We start from the raw sequence: 16,393 nt of genomic DNA on the forward strand, positions 1-16,393 counted from the left end.
GCTTCGGGGCGCGAACCCCACAGTGAGTCCGGCGGGGGGACGGAGGAGGGGCTGCCGGGGGTCAGGCCAGGGCGGTCAGTCCGGGAGCGAAGGTGATCAGGAGGGGGATCAGCGGGACCAGGGCGGCGGTCGCCGTGGTCAGGGCGCGGCGCCGGCGGGGCATGCGGGGCCGGGGCTCCAGGAGGCGGTCGACCCGCTCGCCGAGGAGGCGGTGGCTGGAGGCGCAGGAGAGGACGCCGCGGTGCTGGTTCAGCTCGATCAGGGCCAGCGCGGTGGTCAGATGGCCGCAGCGGCGCGATGCGGTGTCGTCGGCCGAGAGCTCGACCAGTCGGTGGGTCTGGTCGCAGAAGTGGGCGAAGAGCGGGACGCTCGGGAACCCGGTGGCCAGCGCGGTGGACAGGTGCAGCAGCCAGTCGTGGCGGGCCCGGGCGTGTCCGCGCTCGTGGGTGAGGACGGCGTCCAGCTGATGGTCGGTGAGCCGGTGCAGGGCGCCGGTGGTGACGATCAGCTGGGGCGGGTTGCCGGGCATCCACCAGGCGTCCGGGTACTCGTCCTCCAGCACCAGCAGGGGGCCGCGGGCGGCGGGGAGCCCGGCGGGCAGGTCGGGGGCCCGCTCGCGCAGGTGGGCGCGTGAGCGGGCGCGCCGGCGGCGGGCCTCGACGAGTTCACGGGCGAGCATCGCGGTCGTCCAGGCGGCGCCGCCCGCCAGCAGAAGGGTGAGGACGGCCGCCCAGACCGGCCCGGCGGAGAGGTTGTACGCCGCGGTCACCGCGGGCGGTGCCGGAGCGAAGAGCTGGGCGCGGACGGTGCCGAAGACGGCGGTGGCGCCGAGGACGAGGGAGGTCAGACAGCACAGCAGTACGGTGGCGACCAGGCACTGCCACACCCACAGCCCGACCACGGGATCCCGCTCGGGCCACGCGGAACGGGTCAGCGCGCGGGGCACCGGCACCGCGGCGGTCACGGCGACGACGAACAGCAGGAGCAGGCAGACGGTCATGCCACTGGCTCCGGATCCTGGTCGAAGGATGGGCGGCTCTGGCTGTACAGGGGTGGTGCTGGGCCGGGCCGTACGCGCACACCGCCCGACGCCAGTATGACGGGGCCGGGCGGTGTGAGTCAGGTGTCGGAGCTCATCGGATTCAGAAGGCGCCCGCACGGATCCCGGGGGTCCGGATCCCGCGGCCCGTCGGTCGCGTCGTCAGCCGTACCGTCAGGAGTCCCGCCCGACCACCCGTCCGGTGACCTCGCCCAGCCCCACCCGGACGCCGTCCGGCCCCGGTGCCCAGGCCGACAGGGTGACCACGTCCCCGTCCTCCAGGAACGTCCGCTTGCCGTCCGGGAGTTCCAGCGGGTCGCGGCCGTTCCAGGTCAGTTCCAGCAGCGACCCGCGTTCCCGCTCGGTCGGTCCGCTCACCGTGCCCGAGCCGTAGAGGTCGCCGGTGCGCAGTGAGGCGCCGTTGACCGTCATGTGGGCCAACTGCTGGGCGGCCGTCCAGTACATGGTGGAGAACGGCGGCTCGGAGACGACGTGGCCGTTGACGGCGACCGAGATCCGCAGGTCGTAGCCGCCGGGGCCGTCCTGGTCGTCGTGCGTGTCGTCCAGGTAGGGCAGCAGTTCGTGCGTGCGCTCGGGCGGCGCGACCCGGGCCTCGTCCAGGGCGTCCAGGGGTGTGATCCATGCCGACACCGACGTGGTGAAGGACTTGCCGAGGAACGGGCCGAGGGGCACGTACTCCCAGGCCTGGACGTCCCGTGCGGACCAGTCGTTGAGCAGGCAGAGCCCGAAGACGTGTTCGCGGAAGTCGCCGAGCGCCACCGGGCTGCCCTGGGGGGACGGCGTGCCCACCACGAAACCGACCTCGGCCTCGATGTCGAGACGGACGGACGGGCCGAAGACGGGAGCGGCGTCGGCCGGCGCCTTGCGCTGCCCCGACGGGCGCACGACGTCCGTGCCGGAGACGACGACGGTGCCGGAGCGGCCGTGGTAACCGATCGGCAGGTGCTTCCAGTTCGGGGTGAGGGGCTCGGCGGCGTCGGGGCGGAAGATCTGGCCGACGTTGCGGGCGTGGTTCTCGGAGGCGTAGAAGTCCACGTAGTCGGCGACCTCGAAGGGCAGGTGCAGGGTCACCGACGACAGCGGGTGGAAGAGGGGTTCGAGGGTCTCGCGGTGGGAGGGGACCGTCACCCACGCCGTCAGCGCGCGCCGCACGTCCGACCACGCCGTGCGCCCGGCGGCCAGCAGCGGGTTGAGGGTGGGCTGCGCGAGCAGGGACGCGTACGGCGAGCCGAGCGCGTGGGCCGCAGCGCCCGCGTCGAGGACGTGGTCGCCGAGCCGGACGCCCACCGTCCGCTCCCGCGAGCCGGGGATCGAGAACACACCGTACGGAAGGTTGTGCGGGCCGAAGGGATCGCCCTCGGGGACATCGAAGGGGGGCATCGGGTGCTGCCTCGCTTTCGTGCTCGCCATGTGCGCCGTGCGCGCCGTATGACACGTGGTCGGGCCACACGTTACGGGTGACCCACCGGTCTTGGGCAGCCACTGCCCCGCCTCGGGCCGGTCGAGGGCACGGCGACAGCGGGAAGCGGAACAAAAGGAAGTGCGACGAGGATGTGGGCATGATCGGGCGTCCGCGTGCATCCGCGTACGGGTTCGAGCGCACTCACTACGTCCTCGTTCGGAAGCGGTCGCGGGTGAGTCGGACGGGTGCGGTGTCCGTATTCTCTGATCATGGACCGCACCGCTTATTCACTCGTCGCCACCGACCTGGACGGCACGCTGCTCCGCGGCGACGACACCGTTTCCGAACGGTCGCTGGCCGCGCTGGCGCGCGTCGCCGGGGCGGGTGCGCGGCACCTGGTGGTGACGGGGCGGCCGGCCCCCCGGGTGCGTCCCTTGCTCGACCGCCTCGGCTGCCAAGGACTCGCGGTGTGCGGCCAGGGCGCGCAGGTGTACGACGCCGGTGCGCACCGGATGCTGTGGTCGGTCACCCTCGACCGGGAACTGGCCGAGACCGCCCTCGGCAAGATCGAGGCCGAGGTGGGCCAGGTGCACGCCGCCGTCGACCAGGACGGGGTCGACGGGCTGACGCTCATCGAGCCGGGCTACCTGATGCCCCACCCCACCCTGCCCGCGGTGCGTGTCGAGCGGCGCGAGGAACTGTGGGCCACACCGATCAGCAAGGTGCTGCTGCGCCACCCCGACCTGACCGACGACGAGTTGGCGGCGACGGCGCGTGCGGTGGTCGGTTCCCTCGCGACGGTCACCATGTCGGGGCCCGGGACGGTGGAGCTCCAGCCGTGCGGCATCACCAAGGCGACCGGCCTGGCGCTGGCCGCCGAGCACCTGGGCCTTCGGCGGGAGCGGACGATCGCCTTCGGGGACATGCCCAACGACATCCCCATGTTCCAGTGGGCGGCACACGGCGTCGCCATGGCCGGCGCCCACCCCGAACTCAAGGCGGTGGCCGACGAGGTCACCACGACGAACGAGGACGACGGCGTGGCCGTCGTCCTCGAGCGGATCTTCGGTACTTCCTAGTACTTCTTGGTCGCCGCGGCACTCCCGCGGCTCACCCGCGGCACTCCCGCGGCTCACCCGCGGCACTCCCGCGGCTCACCCGCGGCACTCCCGCGGCTCACCCGCGGCTCACCCGCGGCACTCCCGCGGTACTGCCGCGGCGGTACGGCTCGGTACGCGCCGAAGCGGCTCAGTACGCGCTGAAGACGTTGTCCATCGAGCCGTAGCGGTCGGCCGCGTAGTTGCAGGCGGCGGTGATGTTGGCGACCGGGTCGTACGGGTCCCAGGAGGTGCCGGGCACGTGGTACGCCTGGAAGGTCGGGTCGATCACCTGGAGCAGGCCCTTGGACGGGGTGCCGTTGATGGCGTTGATGTCCCAGTTGTTGATGGCGAGCGGGTTGCCGGACGACTCCCGCATGATGTTGCGGTAAATGCCGTCGTAGGTCCCGGGGATGCCGTGCTGCGCCATGATGTCGAGCGACTCGCGGATCCAGCCGTCGAGGTTGTCCGGGTACGACGTCGCCGTGGCGGCGGTCGTGGTCGTGGTGGTGGCGGCGGCCGGGGTGGCCGCGGACGCGGTGGCGGCGCCGATGAGCGGCAGCGCGAGCACCGCGGCACCGGTGCCGGCCACGGCGAGCTTGCGGGCGAGGCGGCCGGTACGGGCGTGACGGTTCTGACCGTTGGCAGACATGCGGTGTCCCTCTCCTGACGCCTGCGAGGTGAGCTGTCGGGTTCGGGCGGGGAGGTGCCCGGCCGTGCCCTGACGGGTACGGCTTCACCCCGAGCCGCTCCGGTGGTGACCGGTGCGGCGACTTACCTGGGTCCCCCGCTCCTGCCCGCGAGTTTGTTGGGTGGATGACTGTGCGACGGGCGGTGGCAGGATTCGGCGTCCACCCGACAGGCCGGGAACGTATGCGAGAGCACATGTCCGGAACAAGTGCAGGAATCACCTAACGTGCCTGTTGACCTTGGTCTGAGCTGTTTGGGGCTCTTGATCCTTTGCTGCTGCCAAGTCCCAACTGGCTTGCGGGGCAAAGGGAGGGCACAGGTTGCGGCGAGGTTGCCCGGGGGCGTGTCGGAGTGAGCCAACTCACTGGCCCCAACAAGCACGACAAAACGGGCATTAACCTCAATCATTCGCCAACCGGCCACGAGCGGGGACGGCTTCGGGTGTCGAGTGAGGAGGAGGGGGAAGCGGGGGGTGGAGGGCGGTGCGGAGAGGGTGGCGCGGAGAGGGCGGGGGTGCGGCGCTGTGGATGTGGGCGCGGATGTGGGTGCGGGCGCGGGCGCGGGTGTCGATTGGGTGACGTTCTCGGAGTGCGGCCCGTTGGGAGGGGTGATGGGATCTTGGGCGGCGGTTTCCGGCCTGCCGGCCTCCCCGGGGCCGGTTCTGCCCCCCTGGCGATATCTATCAAAATCTGCTCATATCACCTGATCAAAAACATACCGTTCATGATCCGATACCGACCGGCCTGTAACCGTGGGCGCTAGCGGTGATCGAAACGTGACCGGATACGCTGACTTGAGTGGTGGCAGCGACCTATCGACAAACCAGGTAATCGCCAGTAGACACCAGCAGACAGGAGACCCCTCGTGACCGTCGTCGGGCCGTTCGGGCTGAGCGTGCGGGACCAGGCTCTGGAAGCCGATGTCCAGGCCGGATTGGTTGCTGTCGAGGAAGGGTTGCTTGAGGCAACCAAAAGCGAGGTGCCGTTCATCACGGAGGCCGCCCAGCACCTGGTGCGGGCCGGCGGGAAACGGTTCCGGCCGCTGCTGGTGATGCTCTCGGCCCAGTTCGGCGACCCCTACGCCCCCGGGATCGTGCCCTCGGCCGTGGTCGTGGAGCTGACCCACCTCGCCACGCTGTACCACGACGACGTGATGGACGAGGCCGCCGTGCGGCGCGGGGTGTCCAGCGCGAACACCCGCTGGGGCAACTCGGTCGCGGTCCTCACCGGTGACTTCCTCTTCGCCCGCGCCTCGCAGATCCTCGCCGACCTCGGGCCCGAGGCGGTCCGCGTGCAGGCCCTCGCGTTCGAGCGGCTGGTCACCGGTCAGATCCTGGAGACGGCGGGGCCGCAGGACGGCCGCGACCCGGTCGACCACTACCTCGACGTGCTGGGCGGCAAGACGGGCTCGCTGGTGGCGGTCTCCTGCCGGTTCGGCGCGATGATGTCCGGCGCCGACGAGACGGTGGTGGACGTGCTGACCCAGTACGGAGAGCGGCTCGGCGTCGCCTTCCAGCTCGCGGACGACGTCCTGGACATCGCCTCCGACTCCGACGAGTCCGGCAAGACGCCCGGCACGGACCTGCGCGAGGGCATCCCCACCCTTCCCGTCCTGCGGCTGCGCGAGCGGGCGGCCCGGCTGGGGCTCGCCGAGGACCTCGCCCTGTGCGAGCTGCTCGACTCCGACCTGAGCGACGACGCCCGGCACGCCGAGGCGCTGCGCCTGCTGCGCGCCCACCCCGCGCTGGAGCAGGCGCGCCGGGACACCGTCCGGTACGCCAAGGATGCCCGCGCCGCGCTGGCCCCGCTGCGGGAGTGCGACGCGAAGGCCGCGCTGGTGGAGCTGTGCGACGCGGTGGTCCACCGGGCCGGATGACCGCCCGCCGCCCCCGGCCCCCGCGCGGCGTGCGTGTCTGCCGCGCGCCGGACGTCGGGCGCCGTCCGCCGGGCGCCGTACACCGACCCCTACGGGCAGGCGGAGCCGTGGCACCTCCGTGTCATCCCGCAGGAGTACGCGGAGTTGAGCCCGCGGTCTGACGCTTGTGCTCCGCCGATTTGGTCAGATGGACACCACGGAAAAACACCAATCCTCACCGATTCGGGTGAGAATGGCGGCTGACGGGTGAACGAGTGCGAGGTCGCGAGACAGCCGCCGCCGACGACGGAGGTAGGGCACACATGGCACCGATCGATTCCGACGACAACAGGACCGCCGGGGAGGGCGAGGAGCCGCGCGCCGGACGGCGCAAAGCCGCGCGGTACGTCGTCCCGGTCGCGGTGATGGGAGTGGCGGCCGCGACGATCGGGCTCGTGCCCGCGCTCGCCGACTCCGGGGACCCCGACCTGCCGAAGGTCACCGCGGAGCAGCTCATCGAGAAGATCGCCAAGTCGGACGTCCAGCAGCTGTCCGGCACGGTGCGCATCAACACCGACCTGGGCCTGCCGGACCTCGGCGGCCTGGAGAGCGGCCTGATGTCCGGAATGTCCGGAGGTCCGGGCTCCGGCGGGGACGGCGAGGGCTCCGCCGCCGACCCGTCGGCCAAGCTCACCGCGCTGGTGTCGGGCAGCCACACGCTGCGCGTCGCGGCCGACGGCCCCGACCGGCAGAAGCTCTCCCTCATGGAGAACGCCGCCGAGTACAGCCTGATCCACAACGGCAAGGACGTCTGGGGCTACGACAGCCAGTCCAACGAGGTCTACCACTCCACCGCCCCCGACGGCGCCGAGCGGCCGGAGAAGGACGTGCCGGCCACCCCGAAGGACTTCGCCGAGGAGGCGCTCAAGTCGGTCGACGACACCACGTCCGTCACCGTCGGCGGCACCGCGCAGGTGGCCGGCCGGGACGCGTACCGCCTGGTCGTCGAGCCCAAGCAGGACGGTTCCACGGTCGGGGCGATCACCGTGGCCGTGGACGCCGAGACCGGCACCCCGCTGAAGTTCACGCTGACCCCGGCGAGCGGCGGCGCCGCCGTCGTGGACGTGGGCTTCACCAAGGTCAGCTTCGCGAAGCCGGACGCGTCGACGTTCGACTTCACGCCGCCCGCCGGAGCGAAGGTCACCGAGGCCGACGAGTCCGGCGCGGCCGCCAAGGCCCCGGAGCACGGGCGCGAGGCCGAGGGCGACCTCGCCAAGGAGATGGACGGCCTCGAGGTGATCGGCGAGGGCTGGAACTCGATCGCCACCTTCGACACCGGCGCCCGGGGCGGCCTGCCGACGGGCGCCGAGGGCGGCGACCTGGGTGACCTCGGCGGCCTGGGCGGCTTCCTCGGCTCCTTCGGCGACCAGGTCAAGGGCGACTTCGGTTCGGGCACGGTCTTCAAGACCCGCCTGGTCAACGCCCTGATCACGGACGACGGCAAGGTCTACGCCGGAGCGGTCACCAAGGACGCGCTGGTGAAGGCGGCCGATGCGGCGAAGTAGGAAGTACGGCGTACCTCCACCCGTACGGCGAAGAGGACGAAACGAGGGAGCCGATGGCCGAACCGTCCGCCACGAAGCCGGAGCGCCCGGACGAGGAGAGCGCGGATGACGCCGTCATCGTCACCCGCGCGCTCACCAAGCGCTACCGCGGCGGACAACTCGCCGTCGACGGTCTGGACCTGACCGTCCCGGCGGGCAGTGTCTTCGGCTTCCTCGGTCCCAACGGCTCCGGCAAGACCACCACCATCCGCATGCTCATGGGGCTGATCGAACCCACCTCGGGCAGTGCCCGGGTCCTCGGTCTGCCCATGCCGCGCGCGTCCCGCACCGTACTGCCCCGGGTCGGTGCCCTCATCGAGGGCCCGGCCCTGTACGGCTTCCTCTCCGGGCGCGACAACCTGCTGCGCTACGACGCCGCCGACCCGACCGCCGACCCGCGCACCCGGCGCGAGCGCGTCGCCGCGGCGCTCGACCGGGTGGGCCTCGCGGCCGCGGGCGGCAAGAAGGCGAAGGCCTACTCGCTCGGCATGAAGCAACGGCTCGGCCTCGCCGCGGCGCTGCTCCAGCCGCGCCGGCTGCTCGTCCTGGACGAGCCGACCAACGGGCTCGACCCCCAGGGCATGCGCGAGATCCGCAGCCTCGTGCGCGAACTGGCCTCCGACGGCACCACCGTCTTCCTCTCCTCCCACCTGCTGGACGAGATCGAGCAGGTGTGCACCCACGCCGCCGTGATGGCGCGGGGGCGGCTGATCACCCAGGGCGCGGTCGCCGACCTGGCGGCCGGGGCACGCGGTCGGCTGGTCGTGACCACGCCGGACGCGGGCGACGCCGCCCGGGTGCTGAAGGAGCAGGGGGCCGCGGACGTGGTCGTCGACGGGGACCGGGTGACGGCGGAACCACCGGAGCGCGACCTCGCCGAGGTGAACGCGGCGCTGGTCGCGGCCCGGGTCCGGGTCCGGGGCTTCGCCGTGGAACGGGCGTCGCTGGAGGACGCTTTCGTGGCGCTGACGGGGGAGGGCTTCGATGTCGCGGGCTGAGGTACGGGGAGAGCCGGCCGAGGAGACACCGGCCGAGGAGACACCGGCCGAGGAGACACCGGTCGTGGTGCCTGCAGTGGTGCCTGCCGTGGTGCCGGGCGCGGGGCAGGGCTCGGCGCCGGGGCCCGGCGCGGCACGCAGCCCGAGCGCGCTGTGGACGCTCGGGCTGTTCCGCAGCGAGCTGCTGATCACGTTCCGCCGCTGGCGGACCCTCGCCCTGCTGGCCGTGCTCGCCGCCGTGCCCGTCCTGGTGGGCATCGCCGTGAAGATCGAGACGAGTGACGGCTCCCCGGCCGGCGGCGGTGGCGGCGAGGGACCGGCTTTCATCTCGCAGATCAGCAACAACGGGCTGTTCCTGGTCTTCACCGCGCTCGCCGCGACCCTCCCGTTCTTCCTGCCGATGGCCATCGGCGTCGTCGCGGGCGACGCGATCGCGGGCGAGTCGAGCGCGGGCACGCTCCGCTACCTCCTGGTCGCCCCGGCCGGCCGCTCCCGGCTGCTGCTCACGAAGTACGCGACGGTGATCGCCTTCTGCCTCGCGGCCACCCTGGTCGTCGCGGTCTCGGCGCTCGCGGTCGGCGCGCTGCTGTTCCCGGTCGGCGACCTGACCACCATCTCCGGCACCCGGATCACCTACACCGAGGGCCTGGCACGGGCGCTGCTGATCGCGCTGGTGGTGGCCGCCTCACTCGTCGGCGTCGCGGCCCTCGGCCTGTTCGTCTCCACCCTGACGGGCAGCGGCATCGCGGCGATGGCGACCACGGTCGGGCTGCTGATCACCGTCCAGATCCTCGACCAGATCCCCCAGCTCGACGCCCTCCAGCCGTACTTTTTCTCGCACTACTGGCTGTCCTTCGCCGACCTGATGCGCGAACCGGTCTACTGGGACGACCTGGTGAAGAACCTGGGCCTCCAGGCCCTCTACGCGGCGGTCTTCGGCTCGGCGGCCTGGGCGCGGTTCACGACGAAGGACGTCACCGCCTAGCCGCGGACCGCGGGGCACGGCGGCGGTCAGTGCACCGGCCGGGTGAGGCGGATCAGCGGGTCGGTACCCCGGGGCGGACCGGCGCCGGCCTCGCCCAGGCGCCAGCCGGTGACCCAGGGCACGCGGTGGACCTCCACGGCCGACTCGAGCAGCTCCACGCTCCGGGCGAGCGGTCGGGGAAGCCGTCCGGGGGCGTCCGCGACCAGGACGACGGCGTGGAGGCCGAGTCCCGCCGGGGCCCGCCCCCGCCGGAAGTCCTCCACGGTCCGGGCCGCGGCCGCCAGCCCTGCCGCGTGCGTCCGGGCCACCAGGAGCACCGACGCCGGGTCCGCCGGCCCGGGCCAGCCGCGCCCGCAGTCCTGCCCGCCGTAGACGGCGGCGAGCGTCGAGACGCCCGCTCCGCCGTGCGCGCCGACCCAGGAGAAACGCCGGGGGGCGCCCGTGCCGGGCGGCTCCGGCGCGGTCACCGGTCCGCGGATCCATATCTCGGGTCCCTGTCGCATGCCCGTCCGCCTGCCCGCTCGCGTGCCCCGTCACTCTTGTCCGCAGCCGCCCGCAGCCGCCCGCAGCCGCCCGCGGCCGTCCGCAGCCGTCGTGGGCCCACCCGCGCCGAGCCGGCCGATACGGGCGTGACCTCCTGGAACGAGCCTGTGACACCCCGGTGACGTGAGAATCGCGAGCGAGCGGAGAGACTCGACAGTAGGTTCACGACAGGCATGACAGGCTCTGGACGGCAGGGGAACGGAAACCGCCGACGGAAGCCGCCGATGAGTGGGGGAACGATGTCTCGACTCGGCCGCGACAGGCAGCGGGAGCACGAGCGCGCCGAGCGCTCGCCCGGTCCCGCGACAACGCCGACGACGCCGATCGACGTCCGTGTGCCGGACGGCGACTCCGGCGTACGCGGCGCCTCGGTCGACGGTTCACTGGTCGTCGCGGCCCCGGGCGAGGAGATCCAGAACGCCGTCCTGAACCGCCTCCACCGCCTCGCCCTCGCCGCCGGCCACCCCGTCCTCGCCACCATCCACGACCGGCGCATCGGCTACTCCGTCCCGCTCCGCGTCGATCCGGACGGCTCCAGTCACCTCGCCGCTGACCCCGTGCCGACGGAACCGGCGCCCGCCGCGCCCGAGGAGACACCCGTACGGCCGGACCCGGCCACCCACGTCCTGCGCTCGGTGGCGCCGCCCGGGGACAGCGCGCCGACGTTCCCGCTGCCGGCGGTGCCCGCGACGCCGCCGGAGCGGTCCGGCGGTGAATCCGCGCCGACGTTCACGCTCCGTGCCCTGCCGGAACCGGCCGGGGAGTCGGCATCGCAGGACGGGGCGCGCGGGGCTGTGACACCCGGCACGGTGGCGCCACCGACGGGCGTCTTCGGGCCACCGCCCCGCATGGACGGTGCCGCCTCGCCCGCCTCGCCTGCCTCGCCTGCCTCGCCCGGCACGCCCGCCTCGCCCGTCACGACCGCTCAGACCGGCACGCCCGCCCCGACCGGCACGCCCGCCCCGACCGGCACGTCGGAAGACGCGGAGCCGCGACCCGTGCCCGCCCCGACCGCCGCACCCGTGGCTGCGTCCGCACCCGCCACTGCCCCCACGTCCGCCCCCGCCCCCGCCCCCGGAGCCGCGCCGAAGGGAACGCCCTCCACCCCGGAACTCGGCCCCCGCCCCGATCCCTACTCCGACCCCGATCCCAAGCCCACCCCCGCCCGCGGCTTCGACGCCGTGGCCGAGGCCGTGCTCGGGGACGCGCCGATCACCGCGCCGGGCGACGCCACCGCCCCCGCGCTGCTCGCGGGGCCGACGGCCCGTATCAACGAGGCCGTCAAGGAGGGACGTACGGAGGCTGCGGCGCGGCTGGCGGAGCAGACGGTGACGGACGCCTCGGGCACGCTGGGGCCGGAGCACCCCGAGGTGCTCCGGCTCCGTGAACTCACCGCGTACATCGCCTACCTGTCGGGCGACCCGGGCCGCGCCTTCCGGCTCTCCCTGGAACTGGCCCGGATACACCGGCGTTCGGGCGACGCGGAAGCCGCGTACGGCAACGTCCAGAGCGCGGCGACCGCCTGGCGTGCCGTACGCGATCCCGCACGGGGCCTGGAGCTGGGGCACGAACTGGCCGGCCTGTGGGAGGAACTCGCCGCCGAGGACGGCCCGGCCGCCGAGGACGCCGAGCAACTGGAGTCCGTCCGCACCCGCATGGGCCGCCTCACCGAACGCGCCCGCGCCCAGGCGGGCTGACCCGGCCCCGGGGCTGGGCCGCTCGCCCTACTGCGACAGTTCCCAGACCGCGTACGCGATGGCGTCGCTGTTGCGGTCCAGGGCCGTGTCGTCGATGTTGGCGGTCGTGTCGCAGGACGAGTGGTAGCAGGGGTCGAACGGCCGGCCCGCGGTGCCGCCCCACTTGGCCGCCTGCGCGGACGTCTTGCGGTAGTCGGCGCCACTGAAGAGGCCGCCCACGGGGACGCCCGCGTTCTTGAAGGGCGCGTGGTCGGAGCGTCCGTCGCCCTCGGTCTCGATCTCCGTGGAGATGCCGAGGCCGGCGAAGTAGTCCTTGAACGTCTTCTCGATCGTGGGATCGTCGTCGTAGACGAAGTAGCCGGGGTTGGGGGAGCCGATCATGTCGAAGTTCAGATAGCCACTGATCTTCGCGCGTTCGGCCGAGCCGAGGCTGTTGACGTAGGAGCGGGAGCCGACGAGCCCCAGTTCCTCCGCGCCCCACCAGGCGAAGCGCAGGTGCTTGGTGGGCTGGTAGCCGGACCGGGCGACGGCGAGCGCGGTCTCCAGGACGGCGGAGGAGCCGGAGCCGTTGTCGTTGATGCCGGGCCCGGAGGTGACGCTGTCCAGGTGTGACCCGGCCATGACAACCTGATTCGCGTCGCCGCCGGGCCAGTCGGCTATGAGGTTGTACCCGGTGCGGCCCGAGGCGGTGAACTGCTGGACGCGGGTGGTGAACCCGGCCGCGTCCAGCTTGGCCTGCACGTAGTCGAGCGAGGCCCGGTAGCCGGGGCGGCCGTGGGCGCGGTTGCCGCCGTTCGCCGTGGCGATCGACTGCAACTGCGCCAGGTGGGCCTTGACGGCGGCCGCCGATATGTCGGGCGCGGCGGCGGCCGCGGGGTGTGCCGGCGCGGTCGCCGCGCCGGCGGTGGAACCGCCGGTCACCAGCGTGGCGACGGCGACGGCGGCGGCGGTCAGCGCACGCCCGGAGAGGAGGAGCTTCATGTGGGGGGCTCCGGATTCCTAGGGAGTCCCTGGGGAGGGGACTCCACAGTGAATGGGGTGCCTGGATGGTGCGGGCGGGACTGACCTGCCGTCAAGACCGCTATCCGGCCACGGTGTCGCACATAGCGGAACCCCTGGAGTCGTGCTTCCGGCGGGCCCGGTCCTAGTGGACGCAGAACTCGTTCCCCTCCGGATCCGTCATCACCACCCACTCCCCGCCCGGTTCCTTCACCTCCCGCTGCACACTCGCCCCCAGCGACCGGAGCCTGGCGACCTCCTCCTCGCGCCGCCCGTCCGCCGCGTGCACGTCGAGGTGAAGCCGGTTCTTTGCGGTCTTGGCCTCCGGTACGCGCTGGAACAGCAGCCGCCGCCCCAGTCCGGTACCGCTCTCCTCCTGGAACGGGTCGTCGGGGTGTCGTACGGCGGCCAGGTCCCGCCAGGCGCGGCGGCCGTGGGACTCGAGGGTCAGTTCCTCCGGCACCGCCCCGAAACCCAGCAGTTTCTCGATGAGCGCGCTGTTGTCCTCCACCTCGTAGTGGAGGGCCGCGGCCCAGAAGTCCGCCTGCGCGTGCGGGGCGGCCGCGTCGATGACGATCTTGAAATGCAGGGGAGCGGGCCTTGAGGTCGATGTCATGTAACCACTTATACTGGTTTCATGACGGAGCGGGTAGGGGAATCGCAGGAACGGGCGGCACAGAGGGAACATCCGTCACCGCCGAAGCCGCCGCCGGAGCCGACCCCGGAGCGTCCTTCCGGACTGACGCTGATGTCGCACGAGGGCAAGCCCTACCGCTTCGACCCGGGTGCGCTCTGCCTCGAACTGCTCACGACCGGAGGACCCGGCGCCTTCGCGCGCTGGGAGGTGCTGCACGAGCCAGCCGACCTGGCGGCCTGGGCCGGACGCAGCCGGCTGCCGGACGGGCTGGAGCTGGCTCTGGACCGGACGGACGTGGCACGGGCCAGGACCCTGCGCGACGCCCTCTTCCTCCTCGCCGCCGACCGCGCCCACGGACGGCCGCTCCACCCCGGCCACCTGGACGCCGTCAACGCCGCGGCGGCCGAAGCCCCACTCGTCACCCGCCTCGAACCGGACGGCACGCGCGGCTGGGCCCCGGGACCGGCGACGGGCGCCGGCCTGCTGTCCACGGTGGCGCGCGACGCGATCGAGCTGTTCACCGGCCCCTACGCGGACCGTGTCCGCGAGTGCGGCGCCCACAACTGCTACCTGCTCTTCGTCGACACCTCGCGCCCCGGCCGCCGCCGCTGGTGCGCGATGGAGCACTGCGGCAACCGGGAGAAGGTCCGCGCGCACCGGGCGCGACAGGCACCGGAAAAGCGCTGACCGGGTGCCCCGCGGGAAGCGGCTACGGCTTCGCCGCCCCGACGTCGCGGGGCTCGGGCGCGGCCGGCGCGTCGGCGGAAGCGGGGGCGGGCACCCCGGAGGCCACGATCCCGTGCTCCCGCGCGACGGCGCCCCCCTTGACCGGCGGTACGCCCGCGCCCGCCCGGTCCAGTTGCTCCCGCAGGGCCCGCGCCGTCCGGCGAGCCGTGCGCAGCGCGTCCCAGGTGAGCAGTGTCAGCGCCAGCCAGACCAGCCCGAAGCCGGCCCAGCGCTCGGGCGGCATGGCCTCGCCGAAGTACAGGACGCCGAGCGCGAACTGGAAGACCGGCGCCAGGTACTGCAGCAGCCCCAGCGTGGACAGCGGCACGCGGATCGCCGACGCGCCGAAGCAGACCAGCGGGATCGCGGTGACGACGCCGGTCGCGGCGAGCAGGGCCGAGTGCCCGAGCCCCTCCGTGGTGAAGGTCGACTCGCCCCGCGACCCCAGCCACAGCAGATAGCCGAGCGCCGGCAGGAACTGGATCGCCGTCTCGGCGGTCAGCGACTCGACGCCGCCGAGGTTGACCTTCTTCTTCACCAGGCCGTACGTCGCGAAGGAGAGTGCGAGGCAGAGGGAGATCCAGGGCGGCTGGCCGTAGCCGATGGTGAGGACGAGCACGGCCGCGAAGCCGGTGCCCACCGCCGCCCACTGCACGGGCCGCAGCCGCTCCTTGAGCAGCAGCACGCCCATCGCGATGGTGACCAGCGGGTTGATGAAGTACCCGAGCGAGGCCTCGACGACGTGGCCGCTGTTCACGGCCCAGATGTAGACGCCCCAGTTGACGGTGATGACGCCGGCGGCCACCGCCACCAGCGCGAGCCTGCGCGGCTGCCGCAGCAGCTCGCCGGCCCAGGCCCAGCGCCGTACGAAGAGCAGGGCGACGGCTACGAAGGCGAGGGACCACACCATCCGGTGGGCGAGGATCTCGCCGGCCCCGGCGGGCTTCAGCAGCGGCCAGAACAGGGGGACGAGACCCCACATGCCGTACGCCGCGACGCCGTTCAGCAGGCCTATGCGCTGATCACTCCTGGACGACCCGGCCACGGGCACCTCCTTCTCGCACACGGCATGCCGGGGACGGGAAGGCATGCCAGGACGAAGGTAGCGCCGCACCCGGCCGCGTGTCATGCCCGTATCGCCATACGGTCATGACACGCGGAGCGGGAGCCCGGGGTCCGGGTCAGCCCTTGAGGGCGGCGGCGACGGCCTCCGCGAGCGGGGTCGTCGGGCGGCCGGCCAGCCGGGACAGGTCGCCGGTGGAGACGACCAGCTCGCCCTTGGCGATGGCGGCGTCCACGCCCGCGAAGACGTCCGCGAGCGGTCCGGGCACCCCGGCGCCGGTGAGGATGCCGGTGTACGCCTCGACGGAGACGGGGTGGTAGGCGATCTCCCTGCCGGTCTGCCGGCTCAGCTCGGCGGCGTACTCGGCGAAGCTCCACGCCTCGTCGCCGCCCAGCTCGTACGCGGTGTTCTCGTGGCCCTCGCCGGTCAGTACGGCGACGGCGGCGGCCGCGTAGTCGGCGCGGGAGGCGGAGGAGACCCGGCCCTCGCCGGCCGCCTGGACGACGGCGCCGTGCTCCAGGACCGGGGCGAGCTGCTCGGTGTAGTTCTCGTGGTACCAGCCGTTGCGCAGCAGCGTGTACGGCACGCCCGAGCCGACCAGCACCTCCTCGGTGGCGCGGTGGTCGTCGGCGAGTGCCGCCCTGAGGCTCTCGGGGGCGCTGGTGTAGGCGAGCAGGGCGACGCCGGCCTTCTTCGCCGCCTCGATCACGACCGTGTGCTGCCGGACGCGGCCCTTGTCGAACTCGTTGCCGGAGATCAGCAGGACCCGGTCGCCGGCCGCGAACAGGCCGTCGAAGGTCTCGGGGGAGTTGTAGTCGGCGACCGCGAGCCGCACGCCCCGGTCGGCGAGGTCGGCGGCCTTGTCGAGGTCCCGGACGACCGCGGTGACCCGGTCGGCCGGCACCTTCTCCAGCAGTTGCCGTACGACGTGGCGGCCGAGGTGTCCGGTGGCTCCGGTGACGACGATGCTCATGGTGTCAGTGCTTCCTGGTGGGGGTCCGTTGCCACTAACCCTAAGAGCTGCGCTAACTGAAAGAA

15 protein-coding genes and 1 riboswitch are annotated in these 16,393 nt (G+C 72.9%); of the genes, 7 read left to right on the forward strand and 8 right to left on the reverse strand.

Annotation, left to right across the window (positions count from 1 at the left end; all coding sequences use genetic code 11):
- Positions 1 to 61: 61 nt before the first annotated feature.
- Positions 62 to 1,000, reverse strand: a complete 939-nt coding sequence (locus Sco07f_RS15020) for a M56 family metallopeptidase (protein ID WP_054099443.1) — start codon at positions 998 to 1,000, stop codon at positions 62 to 64.
- A gap of 213 nt (positions 1,001 to 1,213) precedes the next feature.
- Positions 1,214 to 2,440, reverse strand: a complete 1,227-nt coding sequence (fahA, locus tag Sco07f_RS15025; RefSeq protein WP_108988143.1) for a fumarylacetoacetase — start codon at positions 2,438 to 2,440, stop codon at positions 1,214 to 1,216.
- 291 nt (positions 2,441 to 2,731) lie between these two features.
- Here fahA and Sco07f_RS15030 point away from each other — a divergent pair, with 291 nt between their 5' ends.
- On the forward strand, positions 2,732 to 3,541 hold the full coding sequence (locus Sco07f_RS15030) for an HAD family hydrolase (RefSeq protein ID WP_108988144.1): 810 nt from the start codon (positions 2,732 to 2,734) through the stop codon (positions 3,539 to 3,541).
- A 169-nt stretch (positions 3,542 to 3,710) separates the two neighbouring features.
- Here Sco07f_RS15030 and Sco07f_RS15035 read toward each other — a convergent pair whose 3' ends face one another.
- Entirely contained in the window at positions 3,711 to 4,211 is a 501-nt protein-coding gene (locus Sco07f_RS15035) for a transglycosylase SLT domain-containing protein (protein ID WP_054099446.1), read from the reverse strand.
- 4 nt (positions 4,212 to 4,215) lie between these two features.
- A riboswitch (cyclic di-AMP (ydaO/yuaA leader) is annotated at positions 4,216 to 4,384 on the reverse strand.
- Positions 4,385 to 5,113: 729 nt separating this feature from the next.
- On the opposite strand from Sco07f_RS15035, the gene Sco07f_RS15040 reads away from it, so the two are divergent.
- The 4 genes from Sco07f_RS15040 (at position 5,114) to Sco07f_RS15055 (ending at position 9,690) form a co-directional block, all read left to right on the forward strand.
- Positions 5,114 to 6,124, forward strand: a complete 1,011-nt coding sequence (locus tag Sco07f_RS15040) for a polyprenyl synthetase family protein (protein ID WP_108988145.1) — start codon at positions 5,114 to 5,116, stop codon at positions 6,122 to 6,124.
- Positions 6,125 to 6,426: 302 nt separating this feature from the next.
- On the forward strand, positions 6,427 to 7,668 hold the full coding sequence (locus Sco07f_RS15045) for a LolA family protein (RefSeq protein WP_108988146.1): 1,242 nt from the start codon (positions 6,427 to 6,429) through the stop codon (positions 7,666 to 7,668).
- Positions 7,669 to 7,721: 53 nt separating this feature from the next.
- Positions 7,722 to 8,705, forward strand: coding sequence for an ABC transporter ATP-binding protein (locus Sco07f_RS15050; RefSeq protein ID WP_054099449.1), 984 nt, complete (start codon positions 7,722 to 7,724; stop codon positions 8,703 to 8,705).
- The gene (locus Sco07f_RS15055; protein WP_244942057.1) at positions 8,692 to 9,690 is read left to right on the forward strand and encodes an ABC transporter permease; all 999 of its coding nucleotides are present in this window, start codon (positions 8,692 to 8,694) and stop codon (positions 9,688 to 9,690) included. The genes Sco07f_RS15050 and Sco07f_RS15055 overlap by 14 nt, the downstream gene beginning before the upstream one ends.
- Positions 9,691 to 9,716: 26 nt before the next feature.
- Here Sco07f_RS15055 and Sco07f_RS15060 read toward each other — a convergent pair whose 3' ends face one another.
- Positions 9,717 to 10,193 (reverse strand): DUF6668 family protein, encoded by a 477-nt coding sequence (locus tag Sco07f_RS15060; RefSeq protein ID WP_108988147.1) that lies wholly within the window; start codon positions 10,191 to 10,193, stop codon positions 9,717 to 9,719.
- Between the two features lie 279 nt (positions 10,194 to 10,472).
- On the opposite strand from Sco07f_RS15060, the gene Sco07f_RS15065 reads away from it, so the two are divergent.
- Entirely contained in the window at positions 10,473 to 11,930 is a 1,458-nt protein-coding gene (locus Sco07f_RS15065; protein ID WP_167468108.1) for a tetratricopeptide repeat protein, read from the forward strand.
- Positions 11,931 to 11,957: 27 nt separating this feature from the next.
- Here Sco07f_RS15065 and Sco07f_RS15070 read toward each other — a convergent pair whose 3' ends face one another.
- Positions 11,958 to 12,911 carry a M28 family metallopeptidase gene (locus tag Sco07f_RS15070; RefSeq protein ID WP_108988148.1) on the reverse strand — a complete coding sequence of 318 codons (954 nt, stop codon included), beginning with the start codon at positions 12,909 to 12,911 and terminating at the stop codon, positions 11,958 to 11,960.
- Positions 12,912 to 13,074: 163 nt separating this feature from the next.
- On the reverse strand, positions 13,075 to 13,545 hold the full coding sequence (locus Sco07f_RS15075; RefSeq protein ID WP_108988149.1) for a VOC family protein: 471 nt from the start codon (positions 13,543 to 13,545) through the stop codon (positions 13,075 to 13,077).
- Between the two features lie 132 nt (positions 13,546 to 13,677).
- Here Sco07f_RS15075 and Sco07f_RS15080 point away from each other — a divergent pair, with 132 nt between their 5' ends.
- Positions 13,678 to 14,253: a CGNR zinc finger domain-containing protein gene (locus tag Sco07f_RS15080; protein ID WP_087789885.1), complete on the forward strand. Its 576-nt coding sequence runs from the start codon at positions 13,678 to 13,680 to the stop codon at positions 14,251 to 14,253.
- 22 nt (positions 14,254 to 14,275) lie between these two features.
- Here Sco07f_RS15080 and rarD read toward each other — a convergent pair whose 3' ends face one another.
- Complete coding sequence (gene rarD, locus Sco07f_RS15085) at positions 14,276 to 15,337, reverse strand: EamA family transporter RarD (protein ID WP_108988150.1); 1,062 nt, start codon at positions 15,335 to 15,337, stop codon at positions 14,276 to 14,278.
- 136 nt (positions 15,338 to 15,473) lie between these two features.
- Positions 15,474 to 16,328 (reverse strand): SDR family oxidoreductase, encoded by an 855-nt coding sequence (locus Sco07f_RS15090; RefSeq protein ID WP_108988151.1) that lies wholly within the window; start codon positions 16,326 to 16,328, stop codon positions 15,474 to 15,476.
- Between the last annotated feature and the right edge of the window lie 65 nt (positions 16,329 to 16,393).

It is taken from the genome of Streptomyces coelicoflavus (assembly GCF_003112555.1).
Lineage (GTDB): Bacteria > Actinomycetota > Actinomycetes > Streptomycetales > Streptomycetaceae > Streptomyces > Streptomyces coelicoflavus.

Excerpts from the sequence above, each read along its gene's own strand:
- Sco07f_RS15020 (WP_054099443.1), bottom strand. The coding sequence starts at position 1,000 with ATGACCGTCTGCCTGCTCCTGCTGTTCGTCGTCGCCGTGACCGCCGCG.
- fahA (WP_108988143.1), bottom strand. The coding sequence starts at position 2,440 with ATGCCCCCCTTCGATGTCCCCGAGGGCGATCCCTTCGGCCCGCACAAC.
- Sco07f_RS15030 (WP_108988144.1), top strand. The coding sequence starts at position 2,732 with ATGGACCGCACCGCTTATTCACTCGTCGCCACCGACCTGGACGGCACG.
- Sco07f_RS15035 (WP_054099446.1), bottom strand. The coding sequence starts at position 4,211 with ATGTCTGCCAACGGTCAGAACCGTCACGCCCGTACCGGCCGCCTCGCC.
- Sco07f_RS15045 (WP_108988146.1), top strand. The coding sequence starts at position 6,427 with ATGGCACCGATCGATTCCGACGACAACAGGACCGCCGGGGAGGGCGAG.
- Sco07f_RS15050 (WP_054099449.1), top strand. The coding sequence starts at position 7,722 with ATGGCCGAACCGTCCGCCACGAAGCCGGAGCGCCCGGACGAGGAGAGC.
- Sco07f_RS15055 (WP_244942057.1), top strand. The coding sequence starts at position 8,692 with ATGTCGCGGGCTGAGGTACGGGGAGAGCCGGCCGAGGAGACACCGGCC.
- Sco07f_RS15060 (WP_108988147.1), bottom strand. The coding sequence starts at position 10,193 with ATGCGACAGGGACCCGAGATATGGATCCGCGGACCGGTGACCGCGCCG.
- Sco07f_RS15065 (WP_167468108.1), top strand. The coding sequence starts at position 10,473 with ATGTCTCGACTCGGCCGCGACAGGCAGCGGGAGCACGAGCGCGCCGAG.
- Sco07f_RS15070 (WP_108988148.1), bottom strand. The coding sequence starts at position 12,911 with ATGAAGCTCCTCCTCTCCGGGCGTGCGCTGACCGCCGCCGCCGTCGCC.
- Sco07f_RS15075 (WP_108988149.1), bottom strand. The coding sequence starts at position 13,545 with ATGACATCGACCTCAAGGCCCGCTCCCCTGCATTTCAAGATCGTCATC.
- Sco07f_RS15080 (WP_087789885.1), top strand. The coding sequence starts at position 13,678 with ATGTCGCACGAGGGCAAGCCCTACCGCTTCGACCCGGGTGCGCTCTGC.
- Sco07f_RS15090 (WP_108988151.1), bottom strand. The coding sequence starts at position 16,328 with ATGAGCATCGTCGTCACCGGAGCCACCGGACACCTCGGCCGCCACGTC.